The organism is Bradyrhizobium lablabi, assembly GCF_018131005.1.
Taxonomy (GTDB): domain Bacteria; phylum Pseudomonadota; class Alphaproteobacteria; order Rhizobiales; family Xanthobacteraceae; genus Bradyrhizobium; species Bradyrhizobium lablabi_D.
Genome location: NZ_JAFCJK010000011.1, coordinates 15,449 through 38,481 on the forward strand (window position 1 = coordinate 15,449; position 23,033 = coordinate 38,481).

At 62.6% G+C, this 23,033-nt stretch carries 22 protein-coding genes and 1 pseudogene; 4 read left to right on the plus strand and 19 right to left on the minus strand.

What is annotated here, in order from left to right; all coding sequences use genetic code 11:
* Positions 1-79: 79 nt before the first annotated feature.
* Positions 80-331, plus strand: coding sequence for a hypothetical protein (locus JQ553_RS27815; RefSeq protein ID WP_212503243.1), 252 nt, complete (start codon positions 80-82; stop codon positions 329-331).
* A gap of 8 nt (positions 332-339) precedes the next feature.
* Here the strand turns inward: JQ553_RS27815 and JQ553_RS27820 are convergent, their stop codons facing one another.
* Positions 340-1,899, minus strand: a complete 1,560-nt coding sequence (locus JQ553_RS27820; protein ID WP_212503244.1) for a 2-isopropylmalate synthase — start codon at positions 1,897-1,899, stop codon at positions 340-342.
* A 502-nt stretch (positions 1,900-2,401) separates the two neighbouring features.
* Positions 2,402-3,460: an AraC family transcriptional regulator gene (locus JQ553_RS27825; protein WP_249144627.1), complete on the minus strand. Its 1,059-nt coding sequence runs from the start codon at positions 3,458-3,460 to the stop codon at positions 2,402-2,404.
* A 178-nt stretch (positions 3,461-3,638) separates the two neighbouring features.
* Here JQ553_RS27825 and JQ553_RS27830 point away from each other — a divergent pair.
* A pseudogene (locus JQ553_RS27830) lies at positions 3,639-4,154 on the plus strand (NYN domain-containing protein); the annotation flags it as partial.
* Between the two features lie 257 nt (positions 4,155-4,411).
* Here JQ553_RS27830 and JQ553_RS27835 read toward each other — a convergent pair.
* The 10 genes from JQ553_RS27835 to JQ553_RS27880 all read right to left on the minus strand — a co-directional run bounded on the left by JQ553_RS27835 (position 4,412) and on the right by JQ553_RS27880 (position 14,584).
* Positions 4,412-6,046 carry an ABC transporter substrate-binding protein gene (locus tag JQ553_RS27835; RefSeq protein ID WP_249144628.1) on the minus strand — a complete coding sequence of 545 codons (1,635 nt, stop codon included), beginning with the start codon at positions 6,044-6,046 and terminating at the stop codon, positions 4,412-4,414.
* Positions 6,043-6,546, minus strand: coding sequence for a hypothetical protein (locus tag JQ553_RS27840; protein ID WP_212503246.1), 504 nt, complete (start codon positions 6,544-6,546; stop codon positions 6,043-6,045). The genes JQ553_RS27835 and JQ553_RS27840 overlap by 4 nt, the downstream gene beginning before the upstream one ends.
* Before the next feature lie 518 nt (positions 6,547-7,064).
* On the minus strand, positions 7,065-8,006 hold the full coding sequence (locus tag JQ553_RS27845; RefSeq protein ID WP_212503247.1) for a polyphosphate kinase 2 family protein: 942 nt from the start codon (positions 8,004-8,006) through the stop codon (positions 7,065-7,067).
* Positions 7,972-8,982: a branched-chain amino acid ABC transporter permease gene (locus tag JQ553_RS27850; RefSeq protein WP_212503248.1), complete on the minus strand. Its 1,011-nt coding sequence runs from the start codon at positions 8,980-8,982 to the stop codon at positions 7,972-7,974. Before JQ553_RS27850 ends, JQ553_RS27845 begins: the two co-directional genes overlap by 35 nt.
* Positions 8,979-9,860, minus strand: a complete 882-nt coding sequence (locus JQ553_RS27855; RefSeq protein ID WP_212503249.1) for a branched-chain amino acid ABC transporter permease — start codon at positions 9,858-9,860, stop codon at positions 8,979-8,981. Before JQ553_RS27855 ends, JQ553_RS27850 begins: the two co-directional genes overlap by 4 nt.
* A 7-nt stretch (positions 9,861-9,867) precedes the next feature.
* On the minus strand, positions 9,868-10,572 hold the full coding sequence (locus JQ553_RS27860; RefSeq protein WP_212503444.1) for an ABC transporter ATP-binding protein: 705 nt from the start codon (positions 10,570-10,572) through the stop codon (positions 9,868-9,870).
* A gap of 5 nt (positions 10,573-10,577) precedes the next feature.
* Complete coding sequence (locus tag JQ553_RS27865) at positions 10,578-11,351, minus strand: ABC transporter ATP-binding protein (protein ID WP_212503250.1); 774 nt, start codon at positions 11,349-11,351, stop codon at positions 10,578-10,580.
* Between the two features lie 23 nt (positions 11,352-11,374).
* Positions 11,375-12,685 carry an ABC transporter substrate-binding protein gene (locus tag JQ553_RS27870; RefSeq protein WP_212503251.1) on the minus strand — a complete coding sequence of 437 codons (1,311 nt, stop codon included), beginning with the start codon at positions 12,683-12,685 and terminating at the stop codon, positions 11,375-11,377.
* A gap of 149 nt (positions 12,686-12,834) precedes the next feature.
* Positions 12,835-13,536 carry an NUDIX hydrolase gene (locus JQ553_RS27875; protein ID WP_212503252.1) on the minus strand — a complete coding sequence of 234 codons (702 nt, stop codon included), beginning with the start codon at positions 13,534-13,536 and terminating at the stop codon, positions 12,835-12,837.
* 19 nt (positions 13,537-13,555) lie between these two features.
* Complete coding sequence (locus JQ553_RS27880) at positions 13,556-14,584, minus strand: ABC transporter substrate-binding protein (protein ID WP_212503253.1); 1,029 nt, start codon at positions 14,582-14,584, stop codon at positions 13,556-13,558.
* A 224-nt stretch (positions 14,585-14,808) separates the two neighbouring features.
* Between JQ553_RS27880 and JQ553_RS27885 the strand changes: the two genes are divergently transcribed.
* Positions 14,809-15,258, plus strand: a complete 450-nt coding sequence (locus JQ553_RS27885) for a cupin domain-containing protein (RefSeq protein ID WP_212503254.1) — start codon at positions 14,809-14,811, stop codon at positions 15,256-15,258.
* A 182-nt stretch (positions 15,259-15,440) separates the two neighbouring features.
* On the opposite strand, the gene JQ553_RS27890 is transcribed toward JQ553_RS27885, so the two are convergent.
* The 4 genes from JQ553_RS27890 to JQ553_RS27905 form a co-directional block, all read right to left on the minus strand.
* The gene (locus JQ553_RS27890) at positions 15,441-16,706 is read right to left on the minus strand and encodes an MFS transporter (RefSeq protein WP_249144629.1); all 1,266 of its coding nucleotides are present in this window, start codon (positions 16,704-16,706) and stop codon (positions 15,441-15,443) included.
* A 188-nt stretch (positions 16,707-16,894) separates the two neighbouring features.
* Positions 16,895-18,172, minus strand: a complete 1,278-nt coding sequence (locus tag JQ553_RS27895; RefSeq protein ID WP_212503255.1) for an NAD(P)/FAD-dependent oxidoreductase — start codon at positions 18,170-18,172, stop codon at positions 16,895-16,897.
* A gap of 12 nt (positions 18,173-18,184) precedes the next feature.
* Entirely contained in the window at positions 18,185-18,895 is a 711-nt protein-coding gene (locus JQ553_RS27900) for a dihydrofolate reductase family protein (protein WP_212503256.1), read from the minus strand.
* Between the two features lie 37 nt (positions 18,896-18,932).
* Positions 18,933-19,121 (minus strand): hypothetical protein, encoded by a 189-nt coding sequence (locus JQ553_RS27905; RefSeq protein ID WP_212503257.1) that lies wholly within the window; start codon positions 19,119-19,121, stop codon positions 18,933-18,935.
* A gap of 409 nt (positions 19,122-19,530) precedes the next feature.
* Between JQ553_RS27905 and JQ553_RS27910 the strand changes: the two genes are divergently transcribed.
* Positions 19,531-20,553: a nitronate monooxygenase family protein gene (locus tag JQ553_RS27910; RefSeq protein ID WP_212503258.1), complete on the plus strand. Its 1,023-nt coding sequence runs from the start codon at positions 19,531-19,533 to the stop codon at positions 20,551-20,553.
* Between the two features lie 178 nt (positions 20,554-20,731).
* Here JQ553_RS27910 and JQ553_RS27915 read toward each other — a convergent pair whose 3' ends face one another.
* The 3 genes from JQ553_RS27915 to JQ553_RS27925 all read right to left on the minus strand — a co-directional run bounded on the left by JQ553_RS27915 (position 20,732) and on the right by JQ553_RS27925 (position 23,030).
* Positions 20,732-21,295, minus strand: coding sequence for a hypothetical protein (locus JQ553_RS27915; protein ID WP_212503259.1), 564 nt, complete (start codon positions 21,293-21,295; stop codon positions 20,732-20,734).
* A gap of 134 nt (positions 21,296-21,429) precedes the next feature.
* Positions 21,430-22,215 (minus strand): ABC transporter permease, encoded by a 786-nt coding sequence (locus tag JQ553_RS27920; RefSeq protein WP_212503260.1) that lies wholly within the window; start codon positions 22,213-22,215, stop codon positions 21,430-21,432.
* Positions 22,215-23,030: an ABC transporter ATP-binding protein gene (locus tag JQ553_RS27925; protein WP_212503261.1), complete on the minus strand. Its 816-nt coding sequence runs from the start codon at positions 23,028-23,030 to the stop codon at positions 22,215-22,217. The genes JQ553_RS27920 and JQ553_RS27925 overlap by 1 nt, the downstream gene beginning before the upstream one ends.
* Between the last annotated feature and the right edge of the window lie 3 nt (positions 23,031-23,033).

Consider the following 23,033-nt stretch of genomic DNA (forward strand, 5'->3'; position numbering starts at 1 on the left):
GGCCAGTCCGGACATGGTCAGCTATGCCGCCGCAAGCGGAAGTAAGCTATCCTGCGGCGACGCAGCAGGAACCAACACGATGCCTGAGACCGTTATCGTTGATGACCCGCCCGCCGCCAAGGGGGCTGCCACCGTCAGCGCGTCGGCTTTGGCGGCGCAGCTTGATTGCAGCCGCGCGTACATCGGCAAGCTCGAAGGCGAAGGCGTGAACCAGCGGCAAGGTGACGGCTACCCGCTCGGCGAGAGCCGCGTTGCCTACCTCCGGTACTTGCGGCGTGAGTGCTCCCGAAACAGAAACGCGGCGCCGAAGCGCCGCGTTCTGCAACGATAGAATGAAGATCAGCTCGCGGCGGCCGCCGGGATGTCGCGCTGCCGCTTCATCACTATCTTGTTCAGCGCGCCGAGATAGGCTTTTGCGGAGGCCACCAGCGTGTCCGGATCGGCGGCGCGGGCGCTCATCGAACGGCCCTCATGCGCGAGACGCACGGTGACTTCCGCCTGTGCGTCGGTGCCCTCGGTCACTGCGTGAACCTGATAGAGCTCGAGCTTGGCCTCGTGCGGCACCAGGCGCTTGATGCAGTTGAACACCGCGTCCACCGGGCCGTTGCCTTCGGCTTCCTCGATTCGGATCTGGCCATCGACATCGAGCTTCATGGTCGCGCGCTGCGGGCCATGGGTACCGGCGATCACAGTCAACGAGGTCAATTTGATGCGGTCGTGGGCAGCAGCGATCTCCTCGTCGAGCAGCGCCTCGATATCCTCGTCGTAAATGTCCTTCTTGCGGTCGGCGAGCGCCTTCATCCGCGTGAAGGCGTCTTCGAGCTGATTGGGGCCGAGCTTGTAGCCCATCTCCTCCAGCTTGTGCACGAAGGCGTGGCGGCCGGAATGCTTGCCGAGCACCAGCGACGACTGTTTCAGGCCGACCACCTCGGGACGCATGATCTCGTAGGTCGAGGCGTCCTTGAGCACGCCGTCCTGATGGATTCCGCTCTCATGGGCGAACGCGTTCCGGCCGACGATCGCTTTATTGTATTGCACCGGGAACGAAGTCGCGGCCGACACCAGTTTGGACGCGCGGGTGAGCTGTGTGGTGTCGATCTTGTTCCAGTACGGAAACTTGTCGTTCCGCACATTGATCGCCATCACGATCTCTTCCAGCGCGGCGTTGCCGGCACGCTCGCCGATCCCGTTGATCGTACATTCGACCTGGCGGGCGCCGCCGACGATACCGGCCAGCGAGTTGGCGACCGCCATACCGAGATCATTGTGGCAGTGGACCGAGAACACCGCCTTGTCGGAGTTCGGCACGCGCTCGATCAGCGTCTTCATGAAGTGGGTGTATTCCTCCGGCACCGTATAGCCGACCGTGTCGGGGATGTTCACCGTGGTAGCGCCGGCCTTGATCACGGCTTCGACGATCCGGCAGAGATATTCCATCTCGCTGCGAGTGCCGTCCTCGGCCGACCACTCGACATCGTCGATCTGGTTGCGGGCGCGAGCGACCATGGCGACCGAGGTCTCGATCACTTCCTCCGGCGTCTTGTTCAGCTTGACGCGCATGTGCAGCGGCGAGGTCGCGATCACTGTGTGGACGCGGCCGCGTTTTGCGAACTTCACCGCCTCGGCGCAGCGGTCGATATCGGCCGGGTGGGCGCGAGACAGACCGGCAATGATCGAGTTCTTAGAGCGGCGGGCGATCTCGCTGACGGCCTGGAAGTCGCCTTCCGAGGTGATCGGGAAGCCGGCCTCGATGACATCGACGCCCATGTCATCCAGGAGCTCCGCGACCTCGAGCTTCTCCTCGAAGGTCATGGTGGCGCCGGGGCATTGCTCGCCGTCGCGCAACGTGGTGTCGAAAATGATGACGCGGTCCTTCTCGGACTTGTTGACGTGGGCCATTTCAAAAATTCCTTTTGGATGAGTCGCGCCGTCTGATGAGCGCTGAAGGGTTTCCAAGGTTCTCTCGCAACCCCTGAGTGCCCAGGCGCAAACGGCCCAGACGGCCCTCAGGGGCCGATAAGAAGCAGAAGCCCGCCAAGAAGGAGGGTGGGCATAGTCGCAGCCGGAATCGTAGGGGCAGCAGCCCCAGCCCGAACTCCGTATATTTGGCCGCGAATCAGCATTGCCAGACCCTTGAGGAGGCCAGATCCTCGGCCCAAACCATTGACGGTTGGTTGCCGTGACCTGCGTCCTGGCGCCCGTTCTAGACGAATATGGCAATCGGCTGCAACGGGGAAAGATGGACAGCTAGGCTGACGTAACAGGTGCGATTGTACCCATATGAGGAGCACCGGTGCGCTACGTGCGGTCCATGATTCTCTCGCTCCGGGGCCTACCGCCGCAAGTCGTTCTCCAACCCGAACTGCCTTCTTTGCAGCGAAGCCTCGCCCTACCCACTCGATCAAGCCGATAGAGGGCCGTCAGCACCGCCTGCGGACATCCGAAATCGCCTGGGCGTCATTCCGGTCCATCGTGCAAAAGCATGTGTGAACGAGCTTATCTCGCGGTAACCGACCAGCCACGCGACCTGTGAAATCGGCAATTCCTTGTCGTCGAGATATCCCTTTGCAAGGGCCGTTCGTTCTTGCTCAAGGACCTCTGAGAACGTTGCGCCCTCGGCGGAAAGCGACCGCGCCAATGTCCGGCGGCTCATGCCAAGGCGGCGCGCGACTTCGGACACATTGGCTTTGCCATGAGGAAGCAAATGCACAATCAAGTCCTCGACGCGAGAACGAACAGTGGCGCCTCGTGCCGACCTATCGCCGAGTGCCTGGTCCGCATAGCCAACCAACAGGTGATTGAGATGAACATCGGCACCGACAATCGGTAACGATGCGCTCGCAGCGGGGAACACCAACTCGTCGGTCGATGCGTTGAATTCGATGTCGCAGCCCAGAAACGATCTGAATTCGGGCGGTGTGCCCGGTCTGGAATGCCTGAGCTTGACTTGTAGCGGCGCCAATCGGGTCTCAGTGAGCTTGCGGCAGATGCGGACCATCGCGACCAGCCAGAATTCGATCTGATGGCGGTCTGATCCGCGATCAACGCCTACGTAGTTCAGCTCGATAGCGGTAGATCCATCCAGCCGAACGCGCAAACGAATGCCCTCGTTGACAATTGCGCCATACCGCTCCGCATTGCGGAGAGCATCCAATAGATGGTCCGATGAGGCCATGACGTAGTAGAGCAATCCAACTGCGCCGAGCTCAAATTTGTGAGCCAAGTGAAAGCCGAGGAAATCATCCGGCAATTCTTCAGCGGCGAGCCCCAGTAATCTGATCTGGGCGCTCACCTCGATCCTGCGGACGCGATCGTCAATCTCGTCGAGAGTCAAATCTGCCTTGGACAGCACGCCGGTCAAGTCCTTGCCGGCTTCGCGCAATTGGTCACATGCCAGCCGGGCTATTCCCCCTGTCGCGCTTGGTACTGAGCCAACGTTTCTGGTTTCGTCAGAATCCATGAGCTCTGTTACCTCGCAAGCGCTGCTCTGACCCCAACACCCAAGTAATTGGCATGCGATCACAAGACCTGATCGTGATCATCGAGTAGGAAACTCGCCGCTTGCGTCGACCACATTTGGTCGAAATCCAGCTTTTCCCGGCCCTCACCTCATTGACCTGGATCAACACGGTATTGTCATGCCCGGCCTCAACAAGATCGCGATGTTTATCGACGGCGCCAACTTGCAGGCGACGGCCAAGGCACTCGGCTTCGATATTGATTATAAACGCCTATTGAATGAATTCCACAATCGAGGAGCGCTTCTACGCGCCTCATACTATACCGCCGTTATCGAGGATGAGGAACACTCAACGATCCGACCGTTGATCGATTGGCTCGACTACAACGGATACACTGTTGTGACGAAGGCGGCGAAGGAGGTGTTCGATGCAAATGGTAACCGCAAGCTGAAGGGAAGCTTGCATATCGAACTTGCGGTGGATGCGCTCGAACTGGCGGGTCGTATCGACGAAATGGTGCTGTTTTCAGGTGACGGAACTTTCGGTACGCTTGTCGATGTGATGCAAAGGCGCGGCGTGCAGGTGCACGTGGTTTCCACGATCGCAACTCAACCGGCCATGATCGCCGATGAACTGCGGCGGAAGGCCGATCGCTTCACGGACTTGATTGCGCTAAGGACCTTGGTTGCGCGCTGCTAGCCGGTTTGCTCGAGCGCGGCGACGATGATCGGGCCGTTCAGGTTGCAATCGAACACGGTTGGAAGGCCGATGAGAAATCGATGCCGCCAACCCATCCAAGCAAGGTTGGCTTGGTCGACAATCATGGACCGGTCACATGCTCGCCGCCGAGCCGATCGCGCGGTTCAAGATGGAATCTTCAAAGCTGTCAGATTTGACCCGGAGAGGCAGGGCATCGGACGGGCTCGCAGCTTCGCCCGATGCTCCGATACTCATTCAAGCTCGAGAGACCGATACCGGCCGTTTTCGTCAATCGTCGTTCCCCAAATTTTATGCGACGCTTGGTGTTCGGCACGGCTGAAATTGAGGGGTGTCCCGACACCCAGATCGAGATTGTGCGTATTCTCAAGAACGTCGATCAGGCGTTCAGTATCGAGCTGCGAGCCCGTCCTTTTGAGTGCCTGGATCAGGACGTTGGCGGCGATATACCCTTCGAGCGACACGTAATCCGGCGCCTCGCCAGGAAAATACTTGGCGAGCGCATTCTTGTATTCGAGGACAGCGCTAGAATAGCCGCTAACCGCAGGTACCACCTGCGTGACGATGACGCCATTGGCAAAGCGCGGCCCAAGCAGCATCAATTCATCGGCAAGCGCGGTGCTGCCAACGAACGAGACGTTGGTGTAAATCATTGCAGGAAAAAGGTCCCGCGTCTTCTCGATGAACTTGGCGGCGGCCCGGTATGTTGCAACCATGACCACAGCTTTGATCGCGCCCTTCTGGGCCTTTAGCTGATTGACCGCCTGGTCGACGTCCACCGTATTCCGCTTGTAGTCGAGCCGAAGAATGGAGGCGTCGTTCAGGCCGAGCGAACGAAACGCCTTTGAGACGCCAGTAAATCCGGCATCACCATAGGAATCCTGCTGAGCGAATACGGCGATTTGTCGGGGCTGCAGGCGGCGCAGCTTTATCAAATAGCGGACGGCGGCGTGGGTCTCCTCCGCGTAGCCCGCGCGATAGTTGAACACATAGCGATCGGGAGGATCGTTGCGCAGAACATTCGCACCCGTGAACGCGCCGAAGAACAATGTCCGCCGCTGGAGTGTGTAGGGTATCGCAACGGCCGCGGTCGGCGTTCCCACATTTCCTATGAAGCCGAAGACCTGATCCTTCTCGTAGAGCTGCTTCATGGCGTCCACAGTCCGCGTCGGCTCATAACCGTCGTCCGCCGAGATCAGCCGGAGCATCCGGCTCTCCACGCCGCCCGCGTCGTTGGCTTGGTTGAAAGCGGTCTCGATCCCGAGTTTCATCTGCCGCCCGAGTTCCTTCGCCGGACCGGAAAACGGTGCCACCATCCCGAACCGGAGCTCGTTGGCGGTCACGCCGCGCGCAGTCGACGCGAGAGCCGCTTGCGGCATGGGTGCCGCGGGCGCCGTCGCGGCAGCGGCCGGCGTCGGCCCGATCGCGCCGATCACTGATGTCGGCTTCCCGGCAAGCGACTGTTCGAGCTCGGCAAGCTGGCGCTCCGCAGTCCCGCAATTGGTCCGGCCTGCCGTCAGGGCATAGCGGCCATCTGCGACATAGCGATCGAACAGCCGCGAAAGATCGTCGCGCTCGGCCTCGTTGGACGCGTTTGCCTTTATCACCGCCTGGAACTTGTCGACAATGGACTGAATCCGGGGGCGCGCGACGTCCGGGCACGCTAGCGCCGAACCAATGATCGGTCCGACGCGGCCCGCCAGGTCGCGCACGATGTTCAAATCATTGCTCGGTGCGGCGCCCGCGGCGGTCGCAAACAGAGCGCCGAGTGCAGCCGCTACCCAACGCAATCGCGAGCTCCGCACGAGCGCGACGCTGGATCCGATATCGCCTATCGTCGCTGCCTCGGCATATGCTATTTCAATCATTGAGATGTCTCGGCGGAACGGGCTTTTTGGCGCCATTGCATAAATTGCCGAAGCAGCTCTTCGGACTCTTCGGGCGTGACGGTCTGGCCGGCGCGTGGCTGTGGCTGCGTGGTTTTCGTCGACTGCATGGCCGCCGCAAAGGACGCGGCAACGCCCGACTCCAGGGGAGTCTGGACCCTCAGAACAAAGAACAGCGCCGCGACAGCCGAAACGCCAACCGCCACCGCCACAAACAACATCTTGCGCCCACTCCGATCGCGTCTCGGCATCGAGGGCTCGTTGATGACATCAGGCTCGAGCGGCCGACGCAACGATTGGTAGACCGCATTGTCGAGCGCGGTGTCGACTGGAGTGCGCCGCTCAGAGCGGGGGCTGTCTGGTTCGAACTGCAATTCGTCAAAAGTGGATAATGGCGACCTTGGCCTTTCGCGCAATCGGCGGGGTGCATAGTAAAGTGGATCGTGCGGGGCAGTTCGGTCTTGCTCACTCAAGGCACTCATACGCTACTCCTGTGATGCTCAGCCGTTGCGGATTGGTGTGCTCGCTGTCCTCAAGAAAAATTGAAAGCAAAGAGGGCGGCGACGGACGTTTCCGTCGTCTCGATCGAGCCGCAGCCATCGATCCGGAAGAATTTGAATCAAAGTGTCGGATGCCGATCCAACATCGCGGGATGCCATACGCATCTAACCGCGAAAGAATTCCAAACTTCACCGCCCCACCCGATCCCCGTTGCCCCAATTCCACATCCGTCCGCCTGCCCGCGGGTGGATATTCCGCGCAAACGCTGCGGAACTTTCACTCGGAGTGATGAAGTTAGCGCATTATTATTAAGTTCGAATTGAGGCGGAACCGAGTTAAGATTCGTCAGCCGACGGTTCTCTCGGGCTCTTAGGGACGGGATCGGGCTCCGAAATCCCGGCTTCCGCCGCCCGCTCGCAATCTGGCGGAGATAATGCAGACAAAGCCTTTTCGGCGGCAGTCAATGCTTCCCGAGCAGCATATCGACGATTTACTTGCACTACCTCTTCGCTGACGCCTTTGCCGCCGCGCTCCCCTTTCCCTCCGCCAGCAGCGCGTCACGGACGCGCTTGAATTCGCCCAGCTCGGCCTTGTCGACCTCGGGAAAATGCAGGTCGAGCTTGTCGAGTGCGCCCACGATGGTCGAGCCGATCACGACGCGGGCGAACCATTTGTGATCGGCGGGCACGACGTGCCACGGCGCCTCCCTGGTCGAGGTGTGACGGATCAGCTCCTGATAGGCGGCCTGGTATTTGTCCCATAGCTTGCGTTCGGCGATATCGGCCATCGAGAACTTCCAGTTCTTGGCGGGCTCCTCCAGGCGGTCGAGGAAGCGCTGGCGCTGCTCTTCCCTGGACACGTTGAGAAAGAACTTCAGGATCACCGTGCCCTGGCGCGAGAGGTAGCGCTCGATCGCGGAGACGTCCTCAAAGCGTTCGCGCCAGATATTTCTGGTCACCAGCCGCTTCGGGATCTTCTCCTTCGCCAGCACTTCCGGATGCACGCGCACGACGAGGCATTCCTCGTAATAGGAGCGGTTGAAGATGCCGATGCGCCCACGCTCAGGCAGCGCGATCATGGCGCGCCACATGAAGTCGTGATCGAGCTCGTGGGTCGAAGGCTGCTTGAAGGACCAGACCTCGCAGCCTTGCGGATTGACGCCCTCGAAAACGCTCTTGATCGCGGAGTCCTTGCCGGCGGCGTCCATGCCCTGGAAGATCAAAAGCAGCGACCAGCGATCCTGCGCGAAGAGCTTTTCCTGGAAGTCGTTCAACCGCTTGCGGTTGGCCTCGATGACCTTGCCGCCAGCGTCCTTGTCGAGGCCGCCCTTCTCGGCCGTCCGTTGCGATTTCAGGTGAAACTCTCCCGTGCCGTCGAAACGGAACGGCGCGACAAAGGGCTTCAGTTCATCGGCGAGCGGCTTTGATGGTTTCTTGCTCATGACCTCGGGACATCTTGGGTGGCGCTTTGATCCAGTCGATCACGCTACCAAGAATACCCTTGGGCAGGAAGATGATGAACAGCACCAGCAGCAGGCCATAGACGAGGTTGTCCCAGCCGACCGCCCTGGTGCCGAAGCCGATGCGCAGGATCTCGGCGAGCAGGATGGTGATGACGGCGCCGACGGTCGGGCCCAACGCGACATAGACGCCGCCAACGATGACCGCGAACACCATCTGCAAGGAAACGGCGATGCCGCTGACCGTGTCGGGCGAGATGAACATCTGGTACTGGCAATAGAGCGCGCCCGCGAGCGCGGTCATCAGCGCACTGATCAACGTGATCTTGAGCTTCTCGACAGTGACGTTGACGCCGGCCGCCGCCGCGGCGTCCTCGTCCTCCGAGATCGCCTCCATGGCATGGCGGCTCATGCTGCGGTCGATCCAGCGCCAGATCAGCAGCCCGACCAGCCAGACCGCGAGCGCGATCAGATACCAGGTGGTCTTGTCGTCGAACTGCAGCGCGTATAGCCCCTTGCCGCTCTGGGCGCGATGCGGCGTGTAACCGAGCGAACCACCGGTATAGTCGCGCGTCGCGGTGATGACCTGGAGCACGATTCCCGACAGCGCGAGCGTCACCAGAACGAAGTAATGGCCGGTGATGCGGAAGCGGAAGCAGGGATAGGCGACGATCAGCGCGAGCACGCCAGCGGTCACCATGCTGAGGGGAATGCCGATCCAGGGTGAGACCCCCAGATGATTCCACAGCAACGCGGTGACGTAGGCGCCGATGCCCATGAAGCCGCCATGGCCGAGCGAGACCAGACCGAAGCGACCCATGATCGACCACGAGGTGTAGGCGAACGACCAGATCAGGATCAAGACCAGGAGATGCAGATGGTAGGGATCGCGGTGCACGAAGGGCAGCGCGACCAGCACCGCCAGGGCCACGATCCAACCGGCGACTTGCCTGTTCACGACCGCCTCGCGAGCAGGCCCGCGGGCCGGATGAACATCATGACGATGAAGAAGGCGAAGGCCAGCACGTAGCCCCATTCGAGATCGGAGAACAGGCCGCCGAGCGAGATGATCTGCGCGAACACGAAGGCGGCGATGAAGCCGCCGATGAAATTGCCGAGTCCGCCGAGCACGCAGATCAGGAAGGTGATGGGACCGAACGACAGGCCGACGAACGGATGCACGTCATATTGCAGCACCAGCAGGCACGCGGCGAGACCGGCGAGCCCACCGCCGATCGCCGAAGTGATGAGGTAGATGCGTTTGGCGTCCACGCCCATCAGCGGCATGATCTGGCGGTCCTGCGCGATGGCGCGGATCGCCGTGCCGGTGTAGGTGCGCGTCATGAAGAAATAGATGCCGATCATGCCGATCAGCGCCGCCGCGAAGGACAATAGCCGCGCATAGCTGAAATTCATGTCGCCGATCGCGAGCACTGGCAGACGGATGCCGAGATTGCGGAAATCGATGCCGAAGGCGACGGTGGCAAAGCTCTGCAGGATGAACAGCACGCCGCCGGTCGCCAGCAGCTGGTTGATCGGCGGCGCGGTGAGCAGAGGCGCGATGACGAGGTAGTGCAGCGCCGCACCGAGAAGCGCGACCAGCAGGATGACGAGCGGCGCCGCCGCCCAGTACGGCAAATGGTAGTACTGCACGAGATAGTACATGCCGTACATGCCGATCATGACGAGCTCGGCGTAGCAGATCCAGGTGACGTCGATGACGCCGAAGATCAGGTTCAGGCCCAGAGCAAGCAGCGCCAGCACGCCGCCGAGCAGGATGCCGTTGATGACGGCCTCGAGCAGGTAGATGTCGAAGATGTCGAGGAAGGATTGCATTGCTTGCTCACACTCCCAGATACGCCTGCTTGATGGTGTCGCTGGCCGCGAGTTCGGCCGAAGTGCCGGCGGCGCGAATGGTGCCGGCCTCGAGCAGATAGGCGCGGTCGACCACGCGCAGCACCTGCTGCACGTTTTGCTCGACGATCAGGACCGTGAGCCCGCTGGCGCGGATGCGCTTGACGAGCTCGAACACCTGCTGCACCACGACCGGCGCGAGCCCCGCCGAGGGCTCGTCCAGCAAAAGAAGCTTCGGGTTCGACATCAGCGCGCGGCCGATCGCACACATCTGCTGCTCGCCGCCTGACATGGTGCCGGCCATCTGGTGGCGGCGTTCCTTCATGCGCGGGAACAGGTCGAACACGAAGTCCAGCCGCGCGGTGTATTGGGCGCGCGCGCCCGGCATATACGCGCCCATCTTCAGATTGTCTTCGACGGTGAGCCGCGGAAACAGCCGCCGGTTCTCCGGCACATGCGCAATGCCAAGGCTGACGATGCGATGCGCCGGCGTCTTCACGACGTCGGTGCCTTCCATCGAAATCGCGCCTTTGGTCGGACGGATCAGGCCGGAGATCACCCGCATCAGGGTGGTCTTGCCGGCGCCGTTCGGGCCGATCACGCCGACCGCCTCGCCCGCCCTGACCTCGAGGCTGACGCCGAACAGCGCCTGGAAGCTGCCATAGCCCGCGTCGATCGATTTCAATTCCAGCATGTCGGTCACGCCTCGATCCGGCGGCGCGCCTGCGCGGCGGCGGCGGCCGCGAGACTCGCATCGGCATCGGTGCCGAGATAGACCTCGATCACGCGGCGGTCGCCGGCGACATCGGCCGGCAGGCCCTCGGCGATCTTCTCGCCGTGATCGAGCACCATCACGCGGTCGACCACGCGCATCAGGACGCCCATGATGTGCTCGACCCAGATGATGGTGATGCCGAGCTCGTCGCGGATCTTGCGCAGCATGTCGGCGGCCTGGTCCATCTCCTTCTCGTCGAGGCCGCCGAGGCTTTCGTCGGCGAGCAGAAGCTTCGGCCCGGTGGCGAGCGCCTTGGCGAGCTCGAGCTTCTTCAAGCCCGCGGCGCCGAGGCCGTCGACGCCGGCGTTGCGGTCGGTGGGCAGTCCGACCATCCCAAGCGAACGCTCGGCCGCCTCCTCCGCCCTGGCGCGGCTGTGGCGGCCCTGGCCATAGAAGCCGGCCAGCACCACATTCTCGAAAATGCTCAGCCGACGGAACGGGCGCGGGATCTGAAAGGTGCGGCCGATGCCGCGGTTGATGATCCGGTGCGGCGCGAGCCCCGCGATCTGGTGACCATCGAACAGGATCGAGCCCGCGGTCGGCGGCAGCGTGCCTGACAGCATGTTGAAGATCGTGCTCTTGCCCGAGCCGTTGGGGCCGATCAGCCCGAGGATCTCGCCCTGCTCGACGCGGAACGACACGTTGTTGACGGCGCGAAAGCCGCCAAACCGCTTGACCAGACCCTCGACGGCGAGCACGGCGGCTCCTTTCGCAACGCGACCTATTTGTAGCTGTAGGTCGTGCCGGCCGGCAGCGGCAGCACGGTCTCACGCTGCATCTGGCTCTTCGGCCACACCACGTAGGATTTGTCGTCAATGTACTGCAACACTACCGGGAACGAGCGCTCGTTCTGGCCGGCCATCTGGGTGCCCTCGCTGTAGAACTTGACGCCAAAGCCCAGCATGGTGCCGCCTTCCGGAATGTCGGTGTCGAGCGCGGCCTTGCGCAGCGCGTCCGGATCGACGCCGCCATACTTCTTGATCGCGCGCGGCAGCACGTCGTCCATGAAGACGAACGCGTTGGAGGCGCCGATGCCGACATGAGCGGAGCGGATCGCGACCCCCGGCTTTAGCTTGTCGAACTCCTCGCCGACCATCTTGATGACAGGCGGCAGCTTCGTATCCATGGTCTTCTGGTTGGCGAGCCAGATCGAGATCGGATCGGTGTTGAAGAGATAACTCGCGTCGGTGCCGAGGCCCTCCTTGAGCTTCTCGTAGACGCCGTAGCCCGCGCCATGGCCGACGATGGCGCCGAATTTCAGCCCCTGCTCGCGCGCCTGGCGGAACAGCAACGTAATGTCCGGATTGTAGCCGGTGTGGAAGATCACGTCGGGCTTGGCGCGCTTGAGTTTCGTGACCAGCGCGGAGAGATCGGGCGCGGTCGCCGAATAGCCCTCCTTCAGCACGATGTTGAAGCCGGCCTTCTTCGCGCCGGCCTCATTGCCCTTGGCGACGTCGACGCCGTAGGCGCCGTCCTCGTGAATGATGGCGACGCGGAGATCCTTCGGCTCCTTGCCGAACTTGGACTGGGCCTGGTTGGCGATGAAGTCCATCGTCATCATGCCGAACTGGTCGCCGCTCGCCTGCGGACGGAACACGTATTTGTAGTTCTTGCCGTCGAACACCGCCGACGAGATGCAGGTGGTCATCCACATGAACTTCTTCAGTTGCTCGACACGGGCGGCCACCGGCACGCATTGCGCCGAGGAGAAGAAGCCCATCACCATGTCGACCTTTTCCTGCTCGAGCAGGCGTACCGATTCGTTGATGGCAATGTCGGGCTTGCTCTGCGCGTCGGCGTAGACAGCCTCGACCTTGTAGCCCTCGACACCGGTTTTGGCGTAGTGGTCGAGCATGATCTTGACGCCGGTGTATTGCAGCTCGGAGCCGCCGCCGGCGAGCGGGCCGGTGAGGTCGAAAATCACGCCGATCTTGATCTTCTTGTCCTGCGCCCGCGCGGTGGCCGCCATCCCCAGCGCTGCTGCCGCAACGGACAGCACGGCAACCCAGCGCGTAGCCTTCGTGACCCGCATGAATCCCTCCCCGACGATTGTGCACTGCATTTTTTTGCTTTTTGTGCCGCCTATCACAGGGGGAGCGGCCGAGGATGTCAAGCGTATTGGCTGCGTCCGCGCGGCGCAGGCTGATCAAAGCTTCAGCACAGCGTTGCGGGGATGCGGCGCTACACCGAAAGCTGGGTTTCGATGAACGCGGTGACGAAGCGCGGCATCGTGGCGGTGAAATCGGCGCGGCCGCGCACCAGATGGATCGCCGCGAGCTCGGGGTCCTGTTGCCGAGCGAGGTTGGCCTCGAGCCGCGCGCGCAGCGCCTCGCCCGGCATGTCGACGCGCAGTATGCGTATCATTGCGACCGCGGGTCCGGTATGGATGCAGTGCCAGTCCGCATCCGCGCGGCAATCCGCCGCCGTCAGCCCAGTCTCCTCCTCAAGCTCGCGCAGCACGCTGCCGGCGATATCGACCGTATCCCCCCTGATGTCGTCGAGGTCGGGCGTGCCCGACGGAAAGTAGATCCGCCCGGCATTCGAGGTGTGCTGGCCCATCTCGCCGAGCGCGAAGGCGCCGTCGCTTGCGAGCAGCGCGCCCATGCCGAAACCGTTGAAAACGTCCTTGTCGGGAAAGCCCCAGTCGCGCCATGCAAGGAAGCTTGCGAAATCGGTCTCGAAATAATTGGCGCTGAAGCGCCTATCGGCAAAGACCGGATCGCGCCCGAGCAGCACCCGCCCGTTCCACAGGCCGGATCGCGCGCGCCGCTGGGTGGCGAAATGCGCGTCGATCTCGGCGCGGCGCGCATCGGCGAACGGCCACGGCCGCCGCTGCACGGTCAGGTCAAGCGAGGTGACGCGATGAATGACGGGAGACTGCATGTCGCCGCACCACGGCGCACTATTTGGCGTTCATTCCGGTCGTTCTCTTGGCCTGGTCGACGAACCTGTTGGTGTAGGTCTTGGTCACGTCGATGCCTGCCTTCGCCACTTCAGGCGAACCCTCGCTGAACACCGCGAGCACGGCGTCGGCGCCCTTTGGGTCCATCTTGCCGGTCTCCGAATACATCGGGATCGTGTTCTTCAGCGCGGCGAGATAGAGATCCTTGTTCTTGCCGACGGTCTCGTCCGGCATCTTGGCCATGATCTCCTCGGGCGAATGCGAGTGGATCCACGACAGCGTGGCGACGATCGCATTGGTCAGCGCCTGCGTTTCCTTTTCGTGCCCCTTGACCCAGGCCGAAGTGGAATAGAGCGCCCCGCCGGGATATTCGCCGCCGAACACCGCGAGCGTGTCCTTCTGCGTGCGCGTGTCGCTCAGGATCTTCAGGTCGGGATGGCTGCCCTGCAGCACGGTGACGGAGGGATCGAGCATCACGGCGGCGTCGATCTGGCCCTGCTCCATCGCAGCGACCGACGTGGCGCCGAGGCCGACGCCGATCACGGAGGTGCCCGTCGGGTCGAGGCCGTTCTTCTTCAGGAGATACTTGAGGAAGAAATCGGTCGAGGAGCCGGGCGCACTGACCCCGACCTTCTTGCCGGCGAGATCCTTGATCGAATTGATCTCGCCGGTATGCTTGGGCGAGACCACCAGCACGAGGCCGGGGTAGCGGTCATAGACCACGAAGGATTGCAGCTCCTGCTTCTTGGCCGCGAGATTGACGCAATGGTCGAAATAGCCCGACACGACGTCGGCGCTGCCGCCGAGCACGGCCTTCAGCGCGTCCGAGCCGCCCTTGAGATCCACCAGTTCGACCGCGAGCCCGGCCTTCTCGTACTCGCCGAGCTGCTTGGCCAGCACCGTCGGCAGGTAGCACAGGCAGGCGCCGCCGCCGACCGCAATGGTGATCTTGCTTTGCGCCGCCGCAAGGCCCGTGGACAAGGTCAGCGCCAGCAGCGTTCCGGCCAGCCTGCCAAGCAGTTTGTTCATGACTTCCTCCGTTCGATTGGCCGGCAAGATAAAACAGCCCGCGGGCCTTGAGAAGGCGACTTTGGTGCCGAACAATGGCTGCCATGTCCGCCCCGTCACGATTATTCCATGCGCCTTGCACGATCTTTTCGTCGCATCCGCCCCGCTTTGCCGGCGCATAAGCTGGCCAATGCCGGTGGCGCGGCATAGCATCGTGCTCACAAAAAACGTCACGGGAGGTCTCCATGAACCGCATTGCCACTACGCTGTCGATTGCCACCGCCTTCGCCGCCGGTTGCGGCGTCACCCATCTGCTGCGGCCCGCGCTCGCCGCCGAGAACATCACCGCGCAAATCATCCACACCGGCGAGATGGAGGGCGACAAGCTCGGCAACGCCAACAATGTCGGCTTCCGCTCAAAAATGTTCGTCTCCGCCGACGGCGCCACCGTCTCGATCCAGGACGGCAACGTACCGAAGCACATGCACCCCAACACCAACGAGCTGCAATACATCCTCGAGGGCACCGGCACGATCTGGCTCGGCGACAAGGAGGTCACCGTGAAGCCGGGTGACCTCGTGGTGATCCCGAAGGGCACGCCGCATGGCGGCAGCAAACCGCAAGGACGAGCGCTGAAGGCGATCGCGATCAAGACGCCGCCGCAGGCGCCCGACGATACGAAGCTGCTGGACTAGAGGCGATCTCTCTGTCGTCATTGCGAGGAGCTTGCGACAAAATTGCAAAGCAATTTTGCGCTGAAGCGACGAAGCAATCCATATCTCCGCAAGCGCAGCCGTGGATTGCTTCGCTTCGCTCGCAATGGCGGGTACCTGGTCGCACCGCGGTCGCAATGGTGGAGACGCTTCGCATTGCCAGCCTACGAGATCTGGCGCGAGCGCTCCGGCACCAGCACGATCGCGGCGGCGGTCACTTCGAGGGCGATCGCGAGCAATAGCGCGGCCCCATAGTCGCCGCTCCAGCCGCGCACGAGGCCGATCAGACCGGGGCCGAGCGCGCCGATCGTTCCGCTGATCGCCGTGAACAGTCCCATCACGACGGTAAAGCTCGCGGCCTCGAACTCGCGATGAATGATCAGCGGCGGTAGCGTGATGAGGTTGCCGACGGAAAAGCCAAAGACGGCAGTCGCCGCCAGGACGATGCGAACATCATCCGTCTGCCAGATCGTCGATAGAGCCAGCGCCTGACTCGCAAGCGATGCCGCCGCCGCGATCCGCGGATCGAGCCGATCGGCGAACATGCCGAGGACAAGCCGCCCGGCAATCGCCATCGCCGTCATTACGCTGACGGCCAGCCCCGCGCGCACGGCGCCGATCTTTGGCTCCAGCATCGCGATCTGGTGCACGATGAAGCCGACCTGAGCCATCACGCCCAGCGCGAACGGGATCGCGATCGTCCAGAACGCCAGCCGGCGCACCACCTCCGCGCGCGAGATGGCATTGGGCGCGGTTCCTGCTTGCGGCCGGGACCGATCGTCGGTCCTGACATCGACCGGGCCGGCCGATGGCGGAGGGCCGATCCAGGCCAGGATGACGGGCACGAGTACAGCGAGCATGATCGCATCAGCGATCAGCATCGCCGTACGGAAGCCGACCTGCGCAACGAGCAGCACCAGGAGCGGCGTCACGATGACACCGCCCGAACTTGCGCCCAGGAACGCAAGGCTGATCGCCAGGCCGCGGCGTCGCGCGAACCAGGAGCCGACCACTGCGGAAATGACCACGGTGCCCATGCCGACCCAGCCGAGCGACATCAGCGCGAACACCGCATAGAGCATCCATGGCGATGTCGCGAATGCAAGCAGCGCCATCGACACGGCAAGACACGCCGTTCCCACAAGTACAAGGCGCTTCAAGCCAAGGCGCGCCACGATCTCGTCGGTGAAGATGACAATCACATTGCCGATCAGCAGCGAGAGCGTGCTGGCGCCCGAGATCAGCGAGGCCGGCCAGCCATTCAGCCGCTGCAGTTCGACCAGATAGACGCCCTGCCCGTACAGTGCGAAGCCGAAGATGGACAGTGCCAACAGGAAGCAGGCGAGCACGACACGCCAGCCGGCGTAGCGCGGTGACGTCTCCTCGTGCATAACCGACCCCGGTCCCGGCCGCTCGCGAACGGCCGGCATTACATGCACGCCCGACGGGCGAAACACGAGTCACGAATAATGGATCAACTGTTACACGCGCGTGGTGGTCTTACGGAAGACAGACCGTCTATCCGCTTCCAGTCCCGTTCGCCGTCATTGCGAGGCGCTCGCGACAAAATTGCAAAGCAATTTTGCGCTGAAGCGAAGAAGCCACCCATGCATCGTACTTATCGGCGAAGAATCGCGCGCGCCGTCTCGATACCATTGTCCAACGCCGCCTCGACCGTCCCCATGTCGGCTCCGCGATAAAGCGCCTCGCCGGCGAAGAAGATGATCCCGTCTGCCGGCTTCGCCAGCGTCAATTGCGCCGCGCGGGTGGCCGGCGTCGCGTAGGAGTAGGCGCCGCGCGCGAAAGGATCGTTTGCCCAGTTGATCGCCCGCGCCGCGACCATCCGCTCCGTCAATCGTCGCGGATCGAGTCCAAAAATCTTCGCGAGCGAGCCCAGCCCCGCTTCGATCAGCTCTTTCTCATCAAGCGCCGCCAGGCCGGCCGTTTTCGGCCCGCCGAACCAGCCGGTGAGCACGGGTTGCGGGTTCGGGTTTTGCGTCCACCAGACCGGAATCTGCTCCTCCGAAATCAGGAATGTCAGATCGGCGGCCTTCAACGGCGTCTCGATCCACCAACGCGTCTGGAAGCACAGCAGGATCTTGATGACGTTACCGAAGCCGATGTCCGCCACGGCCGCAGCCCTCACTCGCGCCGACGGCGGAAGGTCGATTTCGCTCAGCACCGGGATCGGCGCTGTCAGGATCGTGCAATCGGATTGATGAGAGCTGCCATCGGCGCAACGGATCACCGTCTGGCCGTCGACGATTTCGACGGCTTTCACGACCGAACCGAAACGTATGTCGGCACCATGGTTGCGACAGGCCTTTGCCAGGAATTCGATGAGCGCGCCGTAGCCGCCGGCCACGCGAGCTTGCGCGCTCCGCCCGCCATCCATCCATTCCTCGCGCAGGGCCGCCACGCTGATCTTCGCGGGATCGGCGGCGTCGTAGCCTTCGACCATCCGCTCGATTGTGCGTCGCATCTGCTCGTATCTGGGATGTGAAAAATGGGACGTCAGGAATTCCGCGAGAGACAAATCCACCTTCAGCTCGGCCAGGGCCCGTTGCAATTCGGATTCGTGAGGGTTCTGGCTCGCCCTTCGTGAGAATTTTCCGTCCTCGGCCGTCCATGATGTGCCCTGGATCGGTTGCAACGACAGTCCGGCCTCGCGCAGCAAGCCATGGGTGACGGGTGCCTTGCCATGGATGAACTCCGCGCCCCCCTCCGCCGGATATCCGAAGTCGGACACGGGGAGTGGATCAATGCGCCCGCCACAGCGGTCGCGCGCCTCCAGGATCGTGACATGCCTGCGCGCCCGCGCCAGCTCGCGCGCCGCCATCAGCCCTGCTGCGCCGCCACCCACAACGATGATGCGGTCCGGATTCGATCTGGTCATCTGGACGGCAGCCTATCGAGATGCCGCGGCATCCGCATTGGTGATCTTGTAGTGCAGCAGCAGTGCACCGCCACCGAGATCGCGAGTCCTCTCCAGCGTCATGGCCGTGATAGGCGCGCGCCGATCGGACGACTCTGTCTCCGCGGAATCGAAGACGTGCGGCGCTCCTCTGGCGCCGTCCACAGCCGGGCAGAGAATGAGGTAGAATTCGTCGATCAGACCCGCGCGAAGGAAATTTCCGTTTGCAACGCCTCCGCCCTCGACGAGCAGGCGCTTGATGCCGAGCTCGCGATTGAGGATGTCCAGCGTCAGCGCGAGATCAAGCTCGGATTTCCCGGCGAAGATATAGGACACACCTTCACTACGCAGGCCGGCCAGATGCGCGTCCGACACTGCTTCCGTGAGGACGACGACGATCGGATCTCCGCCGATATCCGAGCGGCCCCAGGCAATCTTGCCATGCGCATCGAGCACCACGCCGAACGCCTTGGCCTCGCGCCGCGCAAACCAGGGCTTGCGCGGGAATGTTTCCGTGGCGGAGGTCGGATAGGGCTTGCCCTTGGCAAACTCCTGTCCCGTGATGCGGCCGATCACCCAGGCGTCGCCAGCAATCTCATCATGGACCCGCTCGAACAGGTCGCCGGCGCCCTTGGGTCGCCAGCGGCTGGACCATGTCCGGCCGTCGAGACTTGACGCCATCAGGCAGACGACATGTGGTTTCATACTGACCTCTCTGAACGGTAAACAGCGTGGTGCGCGATCAATCCCTCGATTGCCCGCTGAGTTCCAGCCAAACGCCCCGGTCCCCGAACCCGTCAGACCAGAAGCCGACCACCGCGGAAATGATGACCGTTCCCATGCCGACCTGGCGGAGCGACATTAGTGCGCGCGCCAGCGCAACCATGGCGCGGTCGTGAATGCGCGCAGCGTCATCGACACGGCAGGCCATTTCCCACAGTCCCGGCCCTTCATGCACGCGCGACCGACGGAAGACGAGTCACGAATGATAAACCAAGTGTTATACGTCATATTGGCTGCCTTCGGCTCTCCTGATCAAGACCTCAACCGTAGCGCAAGATCCCGGGCACGAAATCCGGACGTAGCGCGACACCATCGACCTGCTCTGCATCGACATGAAGGAAAGCTGTCGGGGACATGGCGCCGCCAGTGGCATCGATTGCCGCAAAAAACCCGTCGCATCAAGCATTGTTGATTCCATGGAATCAGACCCGAAGCTCCAGCCTCTTGTTTTGGTCGGCGAACCGGAATTCACTTCACTCGGAAACGCTGGATGGGACTTATCGACTCCACGTACCAACGTAAACGCCGAGAGGGAATAGCGCGATAGCGAGGGCATCATGTTGAAGACTCGTATCACGGAGCAGTATGGATTGAAGATTCCATTCATCAACGCCGGCATGGCGTTCATCGCTACTGCGGCGCTGGCGCGGGCGGTGTGCGAGGCCGGCGGAATGGGGATGTTGGGCGCCGCCGCAATGCCACCGGACGTGCTGCAGGCGGCGATCCGCGATGTCAAGGCAGTCAAGCCAAAGTGCTTCGGCGTCGACATCATTGCCCGGTTCAGCGCAATCGAGCACATCGAGGTGTGCATCGCGGAGAAGGTCCCGGTTGTCGTGTTCTTTTGGGATGATGTTCCGGACGAGTGGCTGTCGCGCCTGAGGGCGGCCGGCAGTCACGTCTGGTTTCAGGTTGGCAGCGTGGCCGAAGCGGAAGCTGCTGTGCGATCTGGCGCGCAGGGAATCGTGGTGCAAGGCAACGAGGCCGGCGGCCACAACCGGGCGGTCGCGGCCACGTTCTCATTGCTTCCCGCAGTCATCGACGCAGTCCCGTCCGTGCCCGTCGTCGCCGCTGGCGGCATTGCCGATGGCCGGACCGTTGCTGCTGCGCTCGCACTCGGCGCCGAGGCCGTCTGGGTGGGAACGCGCCTGCTCGCGAGCTTCGAGGCCTATGCCCACCCGCAGTACAAGGAGCGCGTCCTCGCTGCCGGCGTCGAGGACACAGCGCGCCATCTGATCTTCGGGCCGGAATTTCCCGATGCTTCGACCCGCGGGTTGCGCAACCGCATCGTGCGGGAATGGGAGCGGCGCGACAATCCGCCGCCATACAGGGTGGTTTCGGAATCGGAGCTTCCGGTGATTGGTCAAGCCTGCATCTACGGGCAGGAAATTCCCATGAAACGGTTTTGTGGCTTTCCGCCAACCCCGGAATTCACCGGTGATTTCGACGAGATGAGCCTGCTGGCCGGCGAATCCGTCGGTCAGACCAGGCGACTGATGAGCGCGGCCGCCATTATCGATGAAATGATCAGCGGCGCCGAATCGGTGATCAGAAAGCGTTTCGGATCGATGGTCGTAGACTGACGGCCAGAGCGACGCGATCCGGCACGTGTCTTCCGTCATTCTTGGCAAGCGCCATCACTTCCGCTCGACGATTTAATCCCGGAGTGAGCGCCGCACTGCATCTGTTCGGCCATACGCCGGGCGAGGACGGCGACAGGAACGCCAGCCGCCTGGACAAGCGCAAGCACGCATCTGACCATCAGGCGCCAAATCGCTTCACCAGCTTTGAACCCTTAACGCTACCGATCTGCTGGTTGGTCAGGTCCCTGCCCATGCTCAGTCCCTTCGTCATGAGGTTGCTGCTGCGCTGCGCCGCCTGCTTCTCGTTGCTGTAGTCGATCTCGACATGGTCCAGACTCATCAGATGGCCGAGCTCATGGGCCCAGGCCCGTCCATTGGCGACGTCATTTCCATACCACTGGACGAAACTGGTCGGCTCGGGATCGCTGTCCTGGTACGAAGCTCCGCCCGCGGAGAGATTTTCAATCGGATTGACGAGGTAGATGTGGACGAAATCGTCCGGCTTATGCCGGAAGCTAAGAACATCCAGCACGCGCTGATCATTGTTGCGCACGCTCTTTGCCATGTCGAGCGGCTTGTCGATCACGCAATCCTTGATCACAAACGCAACCTTCGCCTTTGACCAGATCGTATTGACCACGTTCAGGGCCTTTTTGGCCGTATCGCAGCTCCACTTCTCCGCCTCCTTGGCGCCCTGCTCGGCAAACGGCGTGATGTAAACTTTCAGCGGAATGGGGGACATAAGTTCCTCCGAGGTTTGGAGATCTCCACGAAATCTCCGTTATCGTCCGCGAAATCCGCGCACTGACCTGTTGCGCCGAGGATACTACTACAAAGGACGGCGCCCTAAGGCTTCGGCATTCATGTGGATCCGCCCTAATCCCGCACAACCGCCGCCGGCCGCCAGACCAGGAGGCGCTTCTCCACCAATGTCACGACCATGTCGATCAATAAGACGAACGCCGACAGCACGAACATGCCGGCGAACACGCCGGCGACGTCGAACACGCCCTCGGCCTGCTGAATCAGGTAGCCGAGGCCGGCCGCGGCGCCGAGATATTCGCCGACCACGGCGCCGACCACCGCGAACCCGACCGAGGTGTGCAGCGAGGAGAACATCCAGGACAGCGCCGACGGCCAGTAGACGTGGCGCATCAATTGCCGCTCGCTCATGCCGAGCATGCGGCCGTTGTCGAGCACGGTGGTCGAGACTTCCTTGACGCCCTGGTAGACGTTGAAGAACACGATGAAGAACACCAGCGTGACGCCGAGCGCGACCTTGGACAGGATGCCGAGCCCGAACCACAGCGCAAAGATCGGCGCCAGCACCACGCGCGGCAGCGCGTTGACCATCTTCACATAGGGATCGAACACCGCGGCGACGCGCGGTTGACGCGCGAACCAGAAGCCGACCAGGACGCCGCCAGCCGAGCCGATCACGAAGGCAAGGATCGATTCCCACAGGGTGATCAGAAGGTGCTTCCAGATCACGCCGGTCGAGAACCATTTTATGATCTGGCTGAACACGTCGACCGGATTGGAAAAGAAGAACGGCGGCAGCAGCACCGTTCCAAACACCGGGACGGTGGCAAAGACCTGCCACAGCGCCAGCGCGACGACGGCGACCAATACTTGCAGAAACAGCAGCGTCACTCGCGACATCAGGCGGCCCCCGCCTGCGACGTCTGGGCATAGCCCTTCATCACCTCGTCCTTCAGCACGCCCCAGATCTCCCGGTGCAAGGCATGGAAATCCTTCTCCATGCGGATCTCGGATATGTCTCGTGGCCGCGGCAGCGCGATCCGCCAGTCGCCGATGATACGCGCGCCCGGACCGGCCGACATGATCACCACGCGATCGGCGAGCGCGATCGCTTCCTCGAGATCGTGGGTGACGAACAGCACCGCCTTGCGGTCGGCGGTCCACAACTCCAGGAGCAGATTGCCCATGATCTGTCGCGTCTGCGCGTCAAGCGGCCCGAACGGCTCGTCCATCAGCAGGATCTTCGGATCGCGGATCAGCACCTGCGCGAGCCCGACCCGCTTGCGCTGGCCGCCGGAGAGCATGTGCGGATAGCGGTTGGCGAACGCGCCGAGCCCGACCGAGGTCAGCCATTTCTGTGCGCGCTCCAGTGCCGCAGCCCGCGGCGTGCCCTTGATCTCGAGCCCGATCGCAACATTGTCGATCGCGGTCTTCCACGGAAACAATGCGTCAGCCTGAAACAGATAGCCGGCATCGCGGTTGAGACCCGCCAGCGGCTTGTCGAAGATCCGCACTGCGCCCGACACCGGCTTCAGCAGCCCGGCCGCGACGTTGAGCAGGGTAGACTTCCCGCAACCGGTAGGCCCGACGATGGCGACGAACTCGCCATGCGCCACCGACAGATTGGCCTTCTCGACGGCGGTATAGACCCGGCCATCCGCCAATCGAAACCCCACCGTCGCGTCGCCGAGCGCGACCGCTGTTGGCTGTGCCATCTC